Origin of the sequence: Aedoeadaptatus acetigenes (genome assembly GCF_025566985.1) — a bacterium.
In the GTDB taxonomy this organism is placed as follows: Bacteria; Bacillota; Clostridia; order Tissierellales; family Peptoniphilaceae; genus Aedoeadaptatus; species Aedoeadaptatus acetigenes.
Genome location: NZ_JAOQJD010000011.1, coordinates 9,930 through 26,545 on the forward strand (window position 1 = coordinate 9,930; position 16,616 = coordinate 26,545).

Below are 16,616 nucleotides of genomic sequence, written 5' to 3' on the forward strand. Positions count from 1 at the left end.
GGATCGGTGGTGGATTGGGTGATGGTGGTGGTATCGGTGGGCGGATTTTTCGGTGGTTTGAGGTCGTCTTTTCCGTGTGCGTTTCGATCGTCGGCAATTTCTTTTTCAAGCTGTTGTTGGTAGCTTCGCACGTGTTTTTTCACCACGGCTTTTTTGTTTTTGTGGCGATTGGCATGGGCTTTGACGTGGGTGGCATCGACGAATTGGAGGCGTGTGTCGACGAAGCCTTGATCCATCGCTTGTTGAAGGATGTTGGTAAAGATGGACTCGAATAGGTCGGTGTCTTGAAAACGCCGACGGTAGTTTTGCCCAAAGGTGGTGAAGTGGGGGATTTTATCGTAGAAGTCGAGTCCCAAGAACCAACGATAGGCCAGGTTGACTTCGACTTCTTTGATGGTTTGGCGCATGCTGCGAATGCCATAAAGGTGTTGAAGGAAGACGAGTTTAATGAGAACCACGGGGTCGATGCTGGGCCTGCCGTTGTCTGGGCAGTAAAGGTCTTCAACAAGATCATAGATGAAGTCGAAGTCCACGTAACGATCGATTTTCCACAAAAGATGATCTGCCGGCACGAGTTGATCCAGAGCGATCATTTGAATTTGTTCTACTTTTTTCTTGTCTTCTTTGTACAGCATAGCAACCTCCTGTTGTTTCTATTTTACTATAGATGAGTGGCTTAAAGCGGTTTTAAGACACAAAAAGGGAGGGTGAATCGGGTGATTCTCCCTCCCTTTGTCATCACTCTGAAACGGCGCGAGGCCGTTTTTTTAGGCTCTATAATATCCATTGGGGAGTAAGCTCCTCAATGGATATTTTTGTGCAAAAAGATAGCACTTGTTTTCCCTATCGCCTAAAATTAAATCACCACAAAATAATAAAGGGGGTCAAACAAGTGCAAAACAATATTACCACATTACTTTTAGGAATCCAAGACGTCGAGGTTACCGCTGTTTTAGAAGAAAGACGGCTCATTACCATTGACTGCAAACCCGTTTATGATCGGGTTTGTCCTCACTGTGGCTCGACCCACGCTTGGGTCCACGATCACCGGGAGCAAGTGCTTCGGGACGCACCGATGCGCCGAAAGCACGTGCTTCTGCGGGTTAAGAAGACACGGTATGATTGCAAGGATTGCGGGGCGCGCTTTGAGGCACCTCTTTCCTTTGCCGCCAAGGGCAAGCAGATGACAAAGCGTTTAATTGCTTATGTGGTGGATGCTTTTCGGGATATTCGTTCTGTGTCGGAGTTGGCGCGGGAAGTGGGCATTTCAACGACGAGTATTTTCCGTATCGTGGCTTGTCTGTTTGTGCCCCGTCAACGGCTGCCTCGCGTCTTTTGCATCGACGAATTTAAGGGCGATAGTGGCGGAAGCAAGTACCAGACCACCTTGGCCGATGGAGAGGCCCATCGAATCATCGATATCCTTCCGACGCGCTACGGCAAGGATTTAGCCGCTTATTTCTCTTCCATTGATCGAGCGGAACGACGTGGCGTCGAAATCTTTGTCAGCGATATGTGCGGCACCTTTAAAGGCGTGAAAGAGGCTTTCTTTCCACAAAGTACCCATGTCATCGACCGCTACCATTTCATCCGTCAAGTCCATTGGGCCTTGGAAAATGTGCGGAAGCAGGAACAGAAACGGATGACGGCGACGGAAAGAAAATGGTTTAAACGAAGCCGCAGTCTACTGAAAAAGCCGGCTAAAGACCTTACAGAGGCGGAAAAAGGTCTCGTCGCCACCATGCTCGAAAAGAGCGACGCCATTCGAACCGCCTACATCTTAAAAGAAGGCTTTTACACCTACGTCCTTTCTCAGAACGACAAAGAAACCGCCGCCACCGCTCTTTCAAAGTGGATGGAAGAGGCAAAGAAAGGCGGGCTAAAGGAGTGGCGCTACTGCTTGCGCGCCTACAAAAACTGGTTCGATGAGATTACCAACAGCTTTGATTACCCGTGGAGTAACGGCTACGTGGAAGGAACGCACAACAAGATCAAGACCGTGAAGCGCGTCGCTTTTGGGATGCGTAACTTTCATCATTTCCGAACAAAACTGCTTTTCGTCTGTTCAAAAGACCGGTGATGAATGGCTTTTAGGAAAACAAAAAGGAGCCTAGTTTTCACTAGACTCCCCAATGGTTGACATAGAACCTTTTTTATGTTGTCAATCCATTTTCTCCATAAATCAGTAAAAGAAGGGCCGTCGCCTCCTCCGTCCCGCTCTCTTCGATCCATCATCAGTGCCAGTTTTTTCATGTTCATGCATGCAAAGGTCAGCACCGCTTTTAGATCCATTTTCTTTCGTCCACGCTGGTTGGTGTAACGTAGGCCATGGTATTCTTTCGCGCTGCCGAATTGCCGTTCGATGGTTTCTTTGCGTTGTTTGTATTCTGCTTTTCCTTGGGTGGTGTAGCGGTAGTCTTCCGCGACGTCCAGGGCGTCTTGCCAGAGGTGGCGAGTAACGGTTTTTTGATGGTTTTTGCTGGCGGTGCAACGGTGAAGGGTAGGACAGTTTTTGCAGATTTTTGGATTGCTTTTGTATTCGCGGTAGCCTTCACGTGTCGTGGTGCTGTAGGAGAGGATGGTTTCTTCCGGGCAGAGGTAACAGTCGTAGTAGGCGTCGTAGACGAAGTCGCGCTTGTAGTAGGGGTCGTCGAGGGCCGGTTTGTGTTTGGGCCGGGTGTAGGGGAAGACGGGCAGGATGTCTTTTTCAAGGAGGGTTTTGGCGATGGCCGGGGTTTTGTAGCCGGCGTCCATGACGAGTTTTTCTGGTTTTAAAGTTTGGAGTTTGGGAAGGAAGTCGAAGAAGGTGCTGCTGTCGTGGCGGTTGCCGGGAAAGCTTTGGCAGGCGAGGATCCATCCGTGCGCGTCGCAGGCGGTTTGGATGGTGTAGGCAAAGACTTCTTTGTGCTCGCCTTTGTGAAAGAGGCCGCTTTCGGGATCGGTGGTGGATTGGGTGACGGTGGTGGTATCGGTGGGCGGATTTTTCGGTGGTTTGAGGTCGTCTTTTCCGTGTGCGTTTCGATCGTCGGCAATTTCTTTTTCAAGCTGTTGTTGGTAGCTTCGCACGTGTTTTTTCACCACGGCTTTTTTGTTTTTGTGGCGATTGGCATGGGCTTTGACGTGGGTGGCATCGACGAATTGGAGGCGTGTGTCGACGAAGCCTTGGTCCATCGCTTGTTGAAGGATGTTGGTAAAGATGGACTCGAATAGGTCGGTGTCTTGAAAACGCCGACGGTAGTTTTGCCCAAAGGTGGTGAAGTGGGGGATTTTATCGTAGAAGTCGAGTCCCAAGAACCAACGATAGGCCAGGTTGACTTCGACTTCTTTGATGGTTTGGCGCATGCTGCGAATGCCATAAAGGTGTTGAAGGAAGACGAGTTTAATGAGAACCACGGGGTCGATGCTGGGTCGGCCGTTGTCTGGGCAGTAAAGGTCTTCCACCAGGTCATAGATGAAGTCGAAGTCCACGTAACGGTCAATTTTTCGCAAAAGATGATCTGCCGGCACGAGTTGATCCAGAGCAATCATTTGAATTTGTTCTACTTTTTTCTTGTCTTCTTTGTGCAGCATAGCAACCTCCTTTTTTCTCTATTTTACTATAATTGAGGCGAATGCTGTTTGATGACACAAAAAAAGGAAGGGTGAATCGGATGATTCTCCCTCCCTTTGTCATCACTCTGAATCCATGCTGCAAGGCATGGATTTTTGCGTTTACGGGATAAATTCGAGAGATTAATACTTGTGAAACATCGGCTTGGTATTGTGTACGGAACGTTTTTTGAAGGCTCTTAAGGAGCGGGAAAACAAACTGGATGCGGCAATGCCCAAGGAAAGAGCCACGGCGATGGAAAAAGTATTGACGCCTTCCCGGACGAAGGATTCCATATTGTCCTGAATCAAATAGCTCATGGTGTAGTACATGCCGCCGCCGGGCACGAGGGTAATTAATTGAGGCAGAACGAAAATCGTCGCGGGCATTTTGTAGTGTCGGGATAAAAATTCACCCAAGGTACCCATAATCAACGCGGCGATAAAGGCGCCGAAGGCGGCACTGCCGTTAAAATCCAAAATTTTCAAATAGACGAAATAGGCGAAACCGCTGCTTAAGGCGGCGGGAATCAGGGATCGCTTCGGTGCTTCCACCGGAATGGCGTAGCCGATCGTCGATCCGACAGAGGCGATAAACATAAGGATTAACTTTGAAATTGCCATATCAGCCTCCTATAATTTTCTGTACATTTAAGATAAGTCCTACGCCGAGGGCGATGGCGAGGGCGACAAAGATTCCCTTTGTGATCCCGATCATGCCGGAGAGGAAGTCCCCGCTGATGATATCCCGTAGTGAATTGGTAATCTGCATCCCTGGCACCAAGGGCATAATGGATCCGATAATAATCATGTCCATGTGTAGCCGATCCGTTGCGGATGCGCCGATAAGGGCGAGTATGGAAACCACCATGGTCCCGATAAAGCTTTCGGTAAAGAAAGAAATGGAGTAGCGGGAGGTGAAGCGCATGCAAAAGCTTAAAATCGCTCCGACGAAAAAAGTGTAGCCGAAGTCGATCCAATCGCCTCCGAACATAATGGCAAAAGACGCACTGCATAGGCCGGTAAAGAACATGGCCATAGGAATGGGACACTTTTCTAATGTAGAGATCGATAAGAGCTCTTTTTTCGCATCTTCCAGAGAAAATTCTCCGGCGACGAATCGCCTGGAAAAAGAATTCAGGGCATCGATACGAGACAGGTGGACACCTTGAGATTCGATGTCTTTAAACATGGTAATGGTTTCGCCCGTGTATTGTGCAGAGACAAAAATGGCTGAACTCAGGCCGAAAACCTCCACCTCGCGAATTTCTTCCACGCCGGCACACATACGCTCTATGGTATCCTCGGCGCGGTAGATTTCCGCACCGTTTTTTATAAGCATTTGGCCCGTAATCATGGCCAGATTAATAACATTTTTAGCTTCATTTAAATCATTAACGTGAAGTTTTTCCATGCTTATCACCTGCTTTCATTATTAATTCCAATTTATCTTTGCGGCGCAACTTTTTAATGGCAGCCTCCCGGCGTAGCCCCCAAGACTTGTCCGCACCTTCTTCCACATACACGAGATCGACGGGCAGGCGGGCGCGGGTGTACTTGGCGCCGACTCCCCGGTTGTGTTCCTCGAGGCGCCTGGCCGGATCCGTGGTGTAGCCCGTGTATAGGGTGTCGTCTGCACAGCGAAGGATGTAGACGTAGTGTTTTTTCAATTTTTCCATTGGCTCAATACGTCTTTCACGGCGTCGTAGTGAAAGCCGCGGGAGAGAAGAAAGCGCACGATCTTTTCCCACGACTTATTTAATTCGCCGCCGCGAAGGTATTTCTTTTCCACAATGGATTGAATCAACTCTTTTTCCGAATCCGTCGTGTATTCCTCCAGCCCACGGGCGATGCATTCGTCGTCGATCCCTTTTCTGCGCAGGGCGTAGGCGATTTTCACCGGGCCGTAGCCGTTAATGTTGCGCTTGTCCCGACTGAATAAGAGAGCGTAGGCCTCGTCATCTAAAAATCCGTATTCGCTTAAGTAAGCCACGACCTCGTCGATCACCTGTTCGCTCAATTTTGCGTCGATTAAAAGTTCGCGAATCTCCTGCTCCGTCTTTCGGTTCGTCAATTTCTTTAAAGCCAAGTCGATTCCCTCTTGCCGCGCGCTGTCGAAGGCAATGGCCGCCACGTCCTCTTCATCCAGGTCTTTTCCCTTATATAAATTGTGGCGCACGAACACTGATTCTTTCAGCGCCAGGGTCTCCTCGTCGGAAAGGTAGATCAAATAGTGCTGGCCCTCTTTTTTTATCTTTAAAATCTTCATAGGCATCACCGCCTTATTTTAACATATATTTGAAATTTCTTCTCGATGATTCGGATCATTGAGGCGGCGGAAACGTTGAAAACGGACCGTTGCTGTGATAGTATTTATGTAAAATTGAGATGAGGTGCAGGATGATTGCCATACTTTCACAGATATTTAAATACATCTTCATTCTAATCATATACCTGTTTATTTTTACGATCATTCGTATGATTTATTTGGATATTCGATCCATGCAATCCATGGACATCGGCAAGGATGAAGCGTACTTAAAAGTAGTGAATCGACTGGATTCACTGAATTTTAAAATGCAAGAATACTACGTGCTCCGAGGCGCGACGAAATTAGGGCGAAGCAGTAAAAATGACATCGTCATTAAGGACAGTTTTGTTTCAAAAAATCATTTGATTATTGAAAAGGAAAACGGCCATTACTATATTCGCGACTTAAACAGCGCCAACGGCACGTTTTTAAATGGTCAAACCCTTTACGAGAAAACGGAATTGACAAATGGCGACCGCATCGGCGTGGGCTTTATTCAATTCCTGTTTGTCGATCAAAGTAGGTGATTTTGTGGATAATAAACTGTTCAGACGACCGCGAGACTTACTGCTCATTTTTGAAATATTGGCCATCGCCTTGGTTTTTTATACCTACGAAGGCCATTTGGATCGCCAATTGTTGTTTTTAACGGGCGGTCTCATTTTTGTTATCTACATTTCAAACTTTATCCTGGGGAAAATTACCACCGGCGATAATTATATATTTTTAATCGTATCCCTCCTCTTGACCATCGGTGTCATCACGATTTTCCGCATTCAGCCGGAGACGGGCATTAGACAACTTCAATGGGCATTTATCGGGGTATTGTTTTTTTACGCCACCTATTTCGTCGTGCGCGTCGTGCCCCATGTGGAGCGCTACGGCTCGCTGGCTCTTTTGATCAGCGTCCTGCTGTTTTTATCGACGATCGTTTTCGGCAATACGGTGCGGGGCGCGAGAAACTGGCTCAGTATCGGATCATCCATCGTCTTCCAACCGACGGAGTTCATTAAGATCCTACTCATGTTTATCTTAGGCAGTTTTTACTGCAATTACGAAAAATACAAGAAGTATCCCTATACCAGCTATATTATTATGGCGATTATTTACTTTTTCGTATTGCTTCTGTTTATTCAACGGGATTTGGGTACGGCCGTGTTATTTATGGCCATGTACATCGCCATCCAATTCGTTTACGACCCGGACATCAAGGCCTTTTTCGTGAATCTTGCGCTCTTGGCTTTAGGAAGTGTTGTGGGCTACTTCCTCTTCGGCCACGTGCGTACCAGGATCGACATTTGGCTTGATCCCTGGAGCTACGTGTACGGGGCCGGAAGGCAAATCGTGCAAGCCCTCTTCGCCATTGCCGAAGGCGGATTTTTCGGCGCAGGCATCGGCTTCGGCCATCCGGAGCTGATTCCCGTGGCCGTGTCGGACTTTATTTTTCCCGTCATTTGCGAGGAAATGGGTCTGTTTGCCGGCTTCGCAATTATTCTCTTGTACATTCTGTTAATTTACCGGGGCATTAAGATCGCCTTGGAACAAGAGTATAAATTCTATCGCATGCTCGCCATATCGGCCACGGTGTTAATTTCCGTCCAGGCCTTCTTAAACATCGGCGGCGTAACGAAGCTGATCCCCATGACCGGGATCACCCTTCCCTTTATGTCCTACGGCGGCAGCTCCATTCTGTCCAGCTTTATTGCCCTGGGCATTTTGCAAGTGGCGTCGGAAGATTTGTCGTGGAAGTATGAGCGGGAAATTATGAAAGGCGAGGTGAATGATGAAGCATTCGGAAAATAAACGCATCATTTTTTTGCTCGCCGGTTTGGTCCTTTTATTTCTAAGTTGCATTATTTATCTAACCTATTTCTATTTTTTCCAGGCCGAGGAAGTGAAGCGCAATCCTGCCAATCGGCGGGGCTATATCGAAGAGGCGCAGATTAAGCGCGGCGACATTTACGACCGCAACGGGGAAGTCTTGGCCACGTCCAAGGGCGAGGCGGGAAATTACCGCAGGGAGTATGCCTATCCCATTTTGTATTCCCATATTATCGGCTATTGCCATCCCTCCTTGGGCAAAAGCGGTTTGGAGTCGTCCTATAACGACTACCTGCTGAATCGCAACGGCAATCGCACTTTAAAGGCGATTTCGGATATGATTCGCTCGAAAAAACAAGACGGCAATTCGCTGATCCTTACCATCGACACCCAAGTGCAATCCAAGGCGCGAGAGCTCTTGGAAGAAAACACGGAAAAGGGAAGCATCGTAGTCATGAACCCGAAGACCGGGGAAGTGTACGCCATGGTTTCTCTGCCGGACTTTAATTCTTCGACCATCGCGCAGGATTGGAATGCCTTACAGAAAAACGAGTCCGGAGCCCTATTGAATCGCTCCATTAACGGGCGCTACCCGCCGGGTTCCACCTTTAAAGTCATTACGGCGGCCTCTCTTTTGGGGCAAGACCGAATCGGCTTAAATTACGAAGACACGGGATCCCAAGTCGTGGACGGGCGGGAATTTAAAAACGCCGAAGGAGCCCAGTACGGAAACGTAGACCTTCGGGAAGCTTTAGCGAAATCCATTAACACCTATTTCGTGGACAAGGGATCCAAATTAGGGAAGGATACATTGGGAGGCACGGCGGATAAATTCTATTTCAATTCGAAAGTTCCCTTCGATCTTCCTGTTTCCGTCTCCGTATTCGACTACAAAAAGAATCTCCCGAAGACCACCTTGGCCGCATCGGCCATCGGTCAGGGCGATGTTTTGGCCACGCCTCTGCACATGGCTATGGTGGCTTCTGCAGTGGCCAATGACGGCAAGATGATGGCGCCGATCTTAGTAAAAGAAGTGGAAGACTCCAAGGGATCGGCCATTGAAGAGAAAGAGCCGAAGGTCTTGTCGGAAGCCACGACGCCGGATATTGCGAATACACTGACGAAATACATGATTTCCGTCGTAGAAGACGGGACGGGCAGACGCGCCGCGTTAAATTCCACACAAGTAGCCGGGAAAACCGGTTCGGCGGAAAATGCCTCCGGCGAAAACCACGCTTGGTTTATCGGCTTTGCGCCGGCGAAAGATCCCCAAATCGCCGTCGCCGTTATCCTCGAACAGGCGGGCAAGTCCGGCGGGAGCGTGGCGGCCCCCATTGCCAGAGACATTATCGTCTACGCCTTAAACAATATCGACTTTAATCAAGCCCACGATCTTCCGGAGTCGGACGATGATTGATCGAGAGGTATGCGTCATGATCGCCGCCGCCGGCATGGGACGGCGCATGAATTTAAAACAAAACAAGCAGTACTTGCCCATTCACGGCAAGCCCATGGTGCGACACACCATCGAGATTTTCGACGGTATGGATGAAATTTCCTTTATCGTCCTCTTGATTCGCGAAGGGGAAGAGGCCATGATGCGGGATATTTTAAAAGCCATGGATTTAAACCACAGCATTTACCTCGTCGTCGGCGGCGACGAGCGTCAGGACACCATATGGCAGGGCCTTCAATTTCTGAAGAACTGGGACGGAATTCTTCTGACCCACGACGGCGCCAGGCCCTTTGTGACGGAAGAAGAAGTGCGCGCCGTCATTCAAGGAGCTCAAAACAGCGGCGCCTGCTGCTTAATGACGCCCATGAAGGACACGGTGAAAATCAGCGAAGACGGCCTATGGAGCGCCGTCACACCGGATCGCTCGAAGCTTTTCGCCATTCAAACGCCTCAGGGCTTTGAAAAAGAAATTTTAGTCCGCGCGTACGAACAGGCATTTGACGAAGGTTATTACGGAACCGACGACTGCTCCCTCGTGGAGAAAACCGGTCGGAAGGTGCAGCTGATCCGAGGTTCCTACAACAATATTAAAATCACCACACCGGAAGATTTGATCTTTGCCGATGCCATTTATTCAGATAGGAAGAGCCCATGAGAATCGGAATCGGATACGACGTCCATCAACTCGTCGAAGGCAGAAAACTCATACTCGGTGGCGTGGAAGTTCCCTACGAGCGTGGCCTCTTGGGCCACAGCGACGCCGACGTGCTCATTCACGCCATTGAAGACGCCATTTTAGGCGCCTTGGCTTTGGGAGACATCGGGAAGCTTTTTCCCGACACGGATCCCGCGTACAAAGACGCTTCCAGCATGGGCATGTTTAAAAAAGTCATGGCCATCGTCAAGGATGAGGGCTATGCCGTCGGCAACATCGATGCCACGGTAATCGCCCAAAAGCCGAAACTGGCGCCCTACATTCCCGCCATGCGCGAAAACATTGCTGCAGTGTGCGAAAAAGATGTGAGCGCAATTTCCGTAAAAGCGACGACCAGCGAAAAAATGGGGTATGAAGGAAGAGGAGAAGGCATGACGGCCATGGCGGTCGTGCTATTGGAACCTACGGAAAAGAAAGGACGATAAAATGTTAGTTACGGGAAAACAAATTTTACAACATGCAGACGAACACGGCTATGCCGTCGGCGCTTTCAATGTAAACAATATGGAAATCATTCAAGCCATTGCCCAAGCGGCGGATGATCTCCGTGCACCGGTTATTTTGCAGGCGTCTCAAGGAGCCATTAAATACGCCGGCGTCGACTACATTACTTCTCTGGTAAAAACCACCGCTGATCGAATCGACGTGCCCATGACTCTGCACTTGGATCACGGCACGGATTTCGAAGAAATCATGAAATGCATTCGCAGCGGCTTTACTTCCGTTATGATCGATGCCTCGAAACATGAGTTGGATGAAAATATTCGCCTCACGAAAGAAATCGTGCGAATCGCCCACTCTGTCGGCGTATCCGTAGAAGCCGAAATCGGAAAAATCGGCGGAACGGAAGATCAAATCGTCGTCTCCGATGCAGAAGCCACCTACACGGATCCGGAAGAAGCACGGATCTTCGTTGAAGAAACCGGCGTCGACTCCCTGGCCATCGCCGTCGGCACGGCACACGGCGTCTATAAGGGCGAGCCGAAAGTGGACATCGACCGCATTAAAGAAATCGACCGCGTCGTCAGCGTTCCCTTGGTCCTTCACGGATCCAGCGGCGTTCCCTACGACACCCTAGAAAAAGCCGTGGCAGCGGGGATTCGAAAGATCAACATCGACACGGACATTCGCGCCAGCTTTGCCGGTGCCGTCAAGGCCTTTGTAGCAGAAAACCCCGACGAAATCGACCCGAGAAAGATTTTAAAACCGGCACGTGCGGCAATGACCGACACGGTAAAGGAAAAAATCAAAGTCTTCGGCAGCGACGGGAAGGCTTGGAAATAATGAAGTTTTTCATCGACACGGCGAATATTTCCGAAATTAAGGAAATCGAAGCCTGGGGAATCTTGGACGGCGTCACCACGAACCCGTCTTTAATCGCGAAAGAAAAAGACGTGGTCTTCGAAGAGGTTATCGAAGAAATCGCCTCCATCGTCGACGGGCCCATTAGCGCCGAAGTGACTGCAGAGGACGCGGAGGGAATGATTGCCGAAGGAAGAAAGCTCGCCGCCATTCACGAAAATGTCGTGGTAAAAGTTCCCATGAACGAAGAAGGATTAAAGGCCATTCGCGTTCTGGAAGGGGAAGGCATTCCCACCAACTGCACCTTAATCTTTTCCGAAAATCAGGCACTCCTGGCCTTGGCGGCCGGCGCCTCGTTTATCAGTCCCTTCTTAGGCAGACTGGACGACATCGGTCACGACGGCATGGAATTGGTCCGTGGCATTGTTTCAATTATGGATTTATACGGCTACGAGGCGGAAGTGATTGCCGCGAGCATACGCCACCCGCTCCACGTGAAAAAAGCGGCTGAGGCCGGCGCCCACATTGCAACCGTGCCCTACAAGGTGTTTCATCAAATGTTGAAGCACCCGTTGACGGATAAGGGAATCGCACAGTTTAACAAAGATTTTGAAGGGACGAAGAGAGTCAATGGATAGAGATCTCAGTTTAAATTTAGCACGGGTTACGGAAGCGGCCGCATTAAGCGGTGCGCGCTTTTTGGGAAAAGGCGACAAAAACGGCGCCGACGGCGCGGCGGTGGATGCCATGCGCCGCATGTTTGATACGGTACACATTAAAGGCAGAGTCGTCATCGGCGAGGGGGAAATCGACGAAGCCCCCATGCTCTACATCGGCGAAGAAATCGGCACGGGCCAAAGGACCGATGATGCAGTGGACATTGCCGTGGATCCCATCGACGGCACGACGGCCATCGCAAACGGCATGAACAACGCCATCGCCGTCGTGGCCGTGGCGCCGAAGGGTTGCCTTTTGCATGCGCCGGATGTTTATATGAAAAAAATCGCCGCAGGGCCGAAAGCGAAAGGCGTCATCCGCCTGGACGATACTGTGGAAAACAACATTCGCCGCGTTTCCGAAGCCATCGGCAAGTTGCCGGAAGAAATGACCGTTTCCGTCTTGGATCGCCCGCGTCACGACGAATTAATCAAACAAATTCGCGCCACCGGTGCCCGAATCAAGAAAATTAAAGACGGCGACATCGTTACGGCAATTTATACTTGCTTTGAAGAGAGCGGTATTGATATGATTATGGGCATAGGCGGTGCGCCGGAAGGTGTCATTGCGGCAGCTGCCTTAAAGTGCCTGGGCGGCGACCTTCAAGGGAAGCTCGTCACCTACGACGACGCGCAAAGAGAGCGGGTAGAAAAAAGTAAAGCCGATCCCGACAAAATCTACACCATCGAAGATCTCGTCAAGGGCGACGATGTGATCTTTGCCGCCACCGGCGTATCCAACGGCGATTTGCTTAAAGGCGTGCGTTACATGAAGGGCAATAAAGCGACGACCCAATCTTTGGTCTTGCGTTTGCCGTCGAAGACCGTTCGCTTTATCGACAGCGTTCACGACTTAAATCACAAGCCGGAATACGCAAAGTAAATTGACAAAAAGAAGAAAGTATGCTATCCTATAAAAGTTAGTAATACGAAATGAATTTTTAAAGAAAGGAGTGTGGACAGATGAAAAAAGGTATCCATCCCGAATATAAGGAAGCTACGGTCACTTGCGCTTGTGGCAACACCTTTACGACGGGCTCTGTAAAAGAGGATTTAAAAGTGGAAGTTTGTTCCGAATGTCATCCTTTCTTCACAGGACGTCAAAAGTTTACTGATACGGGCGGACGTATTGATAAATTCAACAAAAAGTACAAAAGATCATAAGAAGACGGCCCGTGAAAGCGGGCCCTTTTTTTTAAGGAGTTTCACCGTATATGAACGAATCCTTTAAGACAACCATCGGCGGTCAGGCCCTCATCGAAGGAGTCATGATGCGCGGTCCTTCAAAGACAGCCTATGCCGTGAGAAAACCCGGGGGCGACATCGCCATGCGCGTCGATAATAACAAAAGCATTGCCGATAAATATCCCTTTTTAAATTGGCCGATTATTCGCGGCGCCGTGAAATTAATCGAGGCCATGGTCATCGGCGTGGACGCCATTATGTATTCCGCTTCTTTTTGGGAAGACGAGGAAGGCGAAGAAGAGGACTTTTTCACCAAACATTTCCCGGAACACGGAGAAAAGATCGAGCAGATCGTTACCGTAAGTTTCTCTGTTCTTTTAGCCGTTTTATTTTTTATGGTGCTTCCCAATGTGCTGGCCACGTATTTTGAACGGCACATTACAAGTTCCGTTTTGCTAAACCTCGTGGAGGGCGTATTCCGAATCGGTATCTTCTTTGCCTATATGGCATTGATTTCGAAGCAGAAAGACATCGGTCGCGTCTTCGAATACCACGGCGCGGAACACAAGTCGATCGCATGCTACGAAGCCGGCGCGCCTCTGGAGGTGGAGGAAGTAAGGAAGTATTCCCGTCTCCATCCCCGCTGCGGCACGAGTTTTCTGTTTATGGTCCTGATCCTTTCGGTGATCATTCTATCCTTCTTCGGCTGGCCCTCATTTTTAGGCCGTGTCCTCGTGCGTCTTTTAGTCTTTCCCTTAATCGCAGGTGTAAGTTACGAAGTCAATCGCCTGGTGGGAAAATACGACACGCCCCTTACCATGGCTTTGCGCTACCCGGGGCTGATGATTCAAAAGCATTTTACCGTGCGGGAGCCCGACGACAGCCAAATCGAAGTGGGCATCGCCTCTTTAAAGGCGGTCTTACCCGCCGAAGGGGAAAGTGATCTATGGAAGTAAAGGCGGCCTTTGAAGAGGCTTGTGCGGCCTTAAAAGGGGATCGGCGCAGGACCTACGAATTGTTCGACGGCCTCTTTCAGATGGATCAAAAAGCTCTTTTTATGAATCCGGAAAAAAATCTTTCCGAGGACGAAGTTTCACGCCTGCGCCTTGCCGTTGAAAAAATGGCGCGGGGCATGCCCATGGCCTACGCTTTAAAACAGGCTTATTTTTACGGCGAGGCCTTCTATGTAGACGAGCGAGTCTTAATTCCACGTTACGACACGGAAAGAAGCGTGGAATCTATTTTGCGTCTGGCGCCTCGCGCGACCCACATCCTCGAAATTGGCACTGGAAGCGGCTGCGTGGCCATCACTCTGGGGCGGCTTTATCCCCGGGCGATCATTGATGCCTCAGATATTTCCTCGGACGCACTGAATGTCGCGGAAATTAACAGAAAAAAGCACGGAGCCTCGAATGTTTATTTGATTCAATCCGATCTCTTTTCTTCCGTAGAGGGCACCTATGATGTGATCTATTCCAATCCGCCCTACATTACTGCCGATGAAATGAGGGAACTGGATGAGAGCGTGGCCCTTTACGAGCCCCATTTGGCCCTTGAAGGGGGCGAAGACGGCTTGGATTTTTACCGAAAGATCGTCGAAGATGCGCCGCGGTTTTTGAATCCCGGGGGCTGGTTGGTATTTGAAATCGGGGCGAAGCAGAGAAAAGATATAGAAAAACTACTGAAAGACCATGATTTTTCGGCCATCGGTTCCGAGATAGATTTCAGCGGCTTGGATCGCGTCGTTTTTGGGAGGTTAGAAAATGTTTGAAAATTTATCTGTATACGAAGATCGCTACAATGAACTGAACGAGATGATGATGGATCCGAAAGTTCAAAGCGACAGCAAGCTCTTGCAAAAGACGGCCATTGAACACGCGGAAATCGAGCCCATCGTGAAAAAATACAAAGAGTACACGGAAACGACGGAGGCCATTGCCGAAAACAAGAGCATGTTCGACGAGAAACTGGACGACGACATGCGGGAGCTCGTAAAAGAAGAGCTGAAAATGGAAGAAGAGCATTTGGCAGAAATCGTAGAAGAATTAAAAATTCTCTTGATTCCAAAAGATGAAAACGACGACAAAAACGTCATCGTGGAAGTGCGCGGCGGCGCCGGCGGCGACGAGGCCGCCCTGTTCGCCGGCGTCCTCGTGCGTCAATACATTCACTACGCCGACAATCACAATTGGAAAACCGAAATGATGTCCAGCAACGAAAACGGCATCGGCGGCTTTAAGGAAGCGATTCTATTGATTCAGGGAAAGGGCGCTTTTTCTCGCCTGAAGTACGAATCGGGAGTTCATCGCGTGCAACGGGTGCCCGAAACGGAATCCTCGGGCCGAATCCATACGTCCACGGCTACGGTCATCGTCATGCCTGAAATCGACGATGTGGAAGTGGAAATCGACCCCAACGACGTTCGCGTTGACGTGTTCCGCTCCTCGGGAAACGGCGGTCAATCGGTAAATACCACGGACTCCGCCGTACGCTTAACCCACGAGCCCACGGGGATCGTCGTTAGTTGCCAAGATGAAAAGAGCCAGTTGAAAAATAAAGACAAGGCTTTTAAGATTTTGAAGGCGAAACTTTACGACATAGAGCTGCAAAAGCAGGAAGATGAACTGAGCAAGGAGAAGAAATCCCAAATCGGCTCCGGCGACCGCTCCGAACGGATTCGCACTTACAATTATCCTCAAGGCCGCGTTACCGACCACCGCATTAACTACACGAGCCACCGCATCGACGACATTAACAACGGGGATTTGGACGATTTGATCGATGCTCTGACGGCGGCGGATCAAGCGGCGAAAATCGAAAGCGTCGACTGAGAAAGCCAGCCTAATTATTAAGAAAGCTTGTTTTATTATCATTTATAAGATATAATGAAGGGGCAAAGAAACAACATGATATAAGGAGGCATTATTATGCACGCAATGACACAAGACAACTTAAGAAGCGCATTCGGCGGCGAAAGCCAAGCACACGTCCGCTACGGTATTTGGGCAAAAGCTGCCGGCAAGGAAGGCTTCCCCAATGTTGAACGTCTCTTCAACTGCACCGCTGAAGCTGAACGCGTTCACGGCAATCTGCACTTCAAAGCCCTGAAAGACATTCACGGTGACTTCGCCGTCACCAGCATGGCCGGTTTCGGTATCGGCAGCACTTCCGAAAACCTTCAAAAAGGTATCGACGGTGAAACTTTCGAATTTACCGAAATGTATCCCGCATTTATCGAAGTAGCTAAGATGCAAGGCGAAGACGAAGCTGTCAAAGCCATGCGTTATGCCATCGAAGCTGAAAAAATCCACGCCGTTCGCTACGAAGAAGCGAAAAAAGCAGTCGACGCAGGCAAGGATTTAGACGTAAAAGACATTCTTCTCTGCCCCGTATGCGGCTACATCACCTTTGATGCAAGCGAAGAAGAATGCCCGATCTGCCACACCAAATCCAAGGCATTTGTCGCTTACTAAGAACAAAAAAGACATCTTCGGGTGTCTTTTTTCATGCCCAAAATTTCGA

The 16,616-nt window shown here is 49.4% G+C and carries 20 protein-coding genes; 14 read left to right on the forward strand and 6 right to left on the reverse strand.

Annotated features, from left to right (window positions below):
- On the reverse strand, window positions 1–635 hold a 635-nt coding region (locus tag OCV31_RS06995), incomplete at its 3' end, for a transposase (protein WP_148473895.1).
- A gap of 170 nt (window positions 636–805) precedes the next feature.
- Between OCV31_RS06995 and OCV31_RS07000 the strand changes: the two genes are divergently transcribed.
- Window positions 806–2,080 (forward strand): ISL3 family transposase, encoded by a 1,275-nt coding sequence (locus OCV31_RS07000; RefSeq protein WP_148473782.1) that lies wholly within the window; start codon window positions 806–808, stop codon window positions 2,078–2,080.
- On the opposite strand, the gene OCV31_RS07005 is transcribed toward OCV31_RS07000, so the two are convergent.
- The 5 genes from OCV31_RS07005 to OCV31_RS07025 all read right to left on the reverse strand — a co-directional run bounded on the left by OCV31_RS07005 (window position 2,035) and on the right by OCV31_RS07025 (window position 5,857).
- Entirely contained in the window at window positions 2,035–3,570 is a 1,536-nt protein-coding gene (locus OCV31_RS07005) for an IS1182 family transposase (RefSeq protein WP_148473784.1), read from the reverse strand. The genes OCV31_RS07000 and OCV31_RS07005 overlap by 46 nt on opposite strands.
- A 162-nt stretch (window positions 3,571–3,732) precedes the next feature.
- Entirely contained in the window at window positions 3,733–4,212 is a 480-nt protein-coding gene (locus OCV31_RS07010) for a threonine/serine exporter family protein (RefSeq protein WP_267303860.1), read from the reverse strand.
- A gap of 1 nt (window position 4,213) precedes the next feature.
- Entirely contained in the window at window positions 4,214–5,002 is a 789-nt protein-coding gene (locus OCV31_RS07015; RefSeq protein ID WP_148473786.1) for a threonine/serine exporter family protein, read from the reverse strand.
- Window positions 4,983–5,267 (reverse strand): GIY-YIG nuclease family protein, encoded by a 285-nt coding sequence (locus OCV31_RS07020; protein WP_148473788.1) that lies wholly within the window; start codon window positions 5,265–5,267, stop codon window positions 4,983–4,985. Before OCV31_RS07020 ends, OCV31_RS07015 begins: the two co-directional genes overlap by 20 nt.
- A complete protein-coding gene (locus tag OCV31_RS07025; RefSeq protein WP_267303861.1) occupies window positions 5,255–5,857 on the reverse strand; it encodes a regulatory protein RecX in 603 nt (200 codons plus the stop codon). Before OCV31_RS07025 ends, OCV31_RS07020 begins: the two co-directional genes overlap by 13 nt.
- Window positions 5,858–5,988: 131 nt before the next feature.
- On the opposite strand from OCV31_RS07025, the gene OCV31_RS07030 reads away from it, so the two are divergent.
- The 13 genes from OCV31_RS07030 to OCV31_RS07090 all read left to right on the forward strand — a co-directional run bounded on the left by OCV31_RS07030 (window position 5,989) and on the right by OCV31_RS07090 (window position 16,567).
- Entirely contained in the window at window positions 5,989–6,426 is a 438-nt protein-coding gene (locus OCV31_RS07030; protein ID WP_108832143.1) for an FHA domain-containing protein, read from the forward strand.
- A gap of 4 nt (window positions 6,427–6,430) precedes the next feature.
- A complete protein-coding gene (locus tag OCV31_RS07035; RefSeq protein ID WP_108832142.1) occupies window positions 6,431–7,702 on the forward strand; it encodes an FtsW/RodA/SpoVE family cell cycle protein in 1,272 nt (423 codons plus the stop codon).
- Complete coding sequence (locus OCV31_RS07040; protein ID WP_267303862.1) at window positions 7,680–9,137, forward strand: peptidoglycan D,D-transpeptidase FtsI family protein; 1,458 nt, start codon at window positions 7,680–7,682, stop codon at window positions 9,135–9,137. The genes OCV31_RS07035 and OCV31_RS07040 overlap by 23 nt, the downstream gene beginning before the upstream one ends.
- Window positions 9,130–9,831 (forward strand): 2-C-methyl-D-erythritol 4-phosphate cytidylyltransferase, encoded by a 702-nt coding sequence (ispD, locus tag OCV31_RS07045; RefSeq protein WP_148473794.1) that lies wholly within the window; start codon window positions 9,130–9,132, stop codon window positions 9,829–9,831. The genes OCV31_RS07040 and ispD overlap by 8 nt, the downstream gene beginning before the upstream one ends.
- Window positions 9,828–10,316 carry a 2-C-methyl-D-erythritol 2,4-cyclodiphosphate synthase gene (gene ispF / locus OCV31_RS07050; RefSeq protein ID WP_148473796.1) on the forward strand — a complete coding sequence of 163 codons (489 nt, stop codon included), beginning with the start codon at window positions 9,828–9,830 and terminating at the stop codon, window positions 10,314–10,316. Before ispD ends, ispF begins: the two co-directional genes overlap by 4 nt.
- Window position 10,317: 1 nt before the next feature.
- On the forward strand, window positions 10,318–11,175 hold the full coding sequence (locus tag OCV31_RS07055; RefSeq protein WP_148473797.1) for a class II fructose-1,6-bisphosphate aldolase: 858 nt from the start codon (window positions 10,318–10,320) through the stop codon (window positions 11,173–11,175).
- Entirely contained in the window at window positions 11,175–11,831 is a 657-nt protein-coding gene (fsa, locus tag OCV31_RS07060) for a fructose-6-phosphate aldolase (protein ID WP_148473800.1), read from the forward strand. Before OCV31_RS07055 ends, fsa begins: the two co-directional genes overlap by 1 nt.
- Window positions 11,824–12,792 carry a class II fructose-bisphosphatase gene (gene glpX / locus OCV31_RS07065; protein ID WP_148473802.1) on the forward strand — a complete coding sequence of 323 codons (969 nt, stop codon included), beginning with the start codon at window positions 11,824–11,826 and terminating at the stop codon, window positions 12,790–12,792. Before fsa ends, glpX begins: the two co-directional genes overlap by 8 nt.
- Window positions 12,793–12,872: 80 nt before the next feature.
- Entirely contained in the window at window positions 12,873–13,073 is a 201-nt protein-coding gene (gene rpmE, locus OCV31_RS07070; RefSeq protein WP_108832136.1) for a 50S ribosomal protein L31, read from the forward strand.
- Window positions 13,074–13,123: 50 nt separating this feature from the next.
- Window positions 13,124–14,050: a DUF1385 domain-containing protein gene (locus tag OCV31_RS07075; RefSeq protein ID WP_148473804.1), complete on the forward strand. Its 927-nt coding sequence runs from the start codon at window positions 13,124–13,126 to the stop codon at window positions 14,048–14,050.
- On the forward strand, window positions 14,041–14,865 hold the full coding sequence (prmC, locus tag OCV31_RS07080; RefSeq protein WP_148473806.1) for a peptide chain release factor N(5)-glutamine methyltransferase: 825 nt from the start codon (window positions 14,041–14,043) through the stop codon (window positions 14,863–14,865). Before OCV31_RS07075 ends, prmC begins: the two co-directional genes overlap by 10 nt.
- Window positions 14,858–15,925 (forward strand): peptide chain release factor 1, encoded by a 1,068-nt coding sequence (gene prfA, locus OCV31_RS07085; RefSeq protein ID WP_148473808.1) that lies wholly within the window; start codon window positions 14,858–14,860, stop codon window positions 15,923–15,925. The genes prmC and prfA overlap by 8 nt, the downstream gene beginning before the upstream one ends.
- 96 nt (window positions 15,926–16,021) lie before the next feature.
- Window positions 16,022–16,567 (forward strand): rubrerythrin family protein, encoded by a 546-nt coding sequence (locus OCV31_RS07090; protein WP_148473810.1) that lies wholly within the window; start codon window positions 16,022–16,024, stop codon window positions 16,565–16,567.
- Window positions 16,568–16,616: the final 49 nt, after the last annotated feature.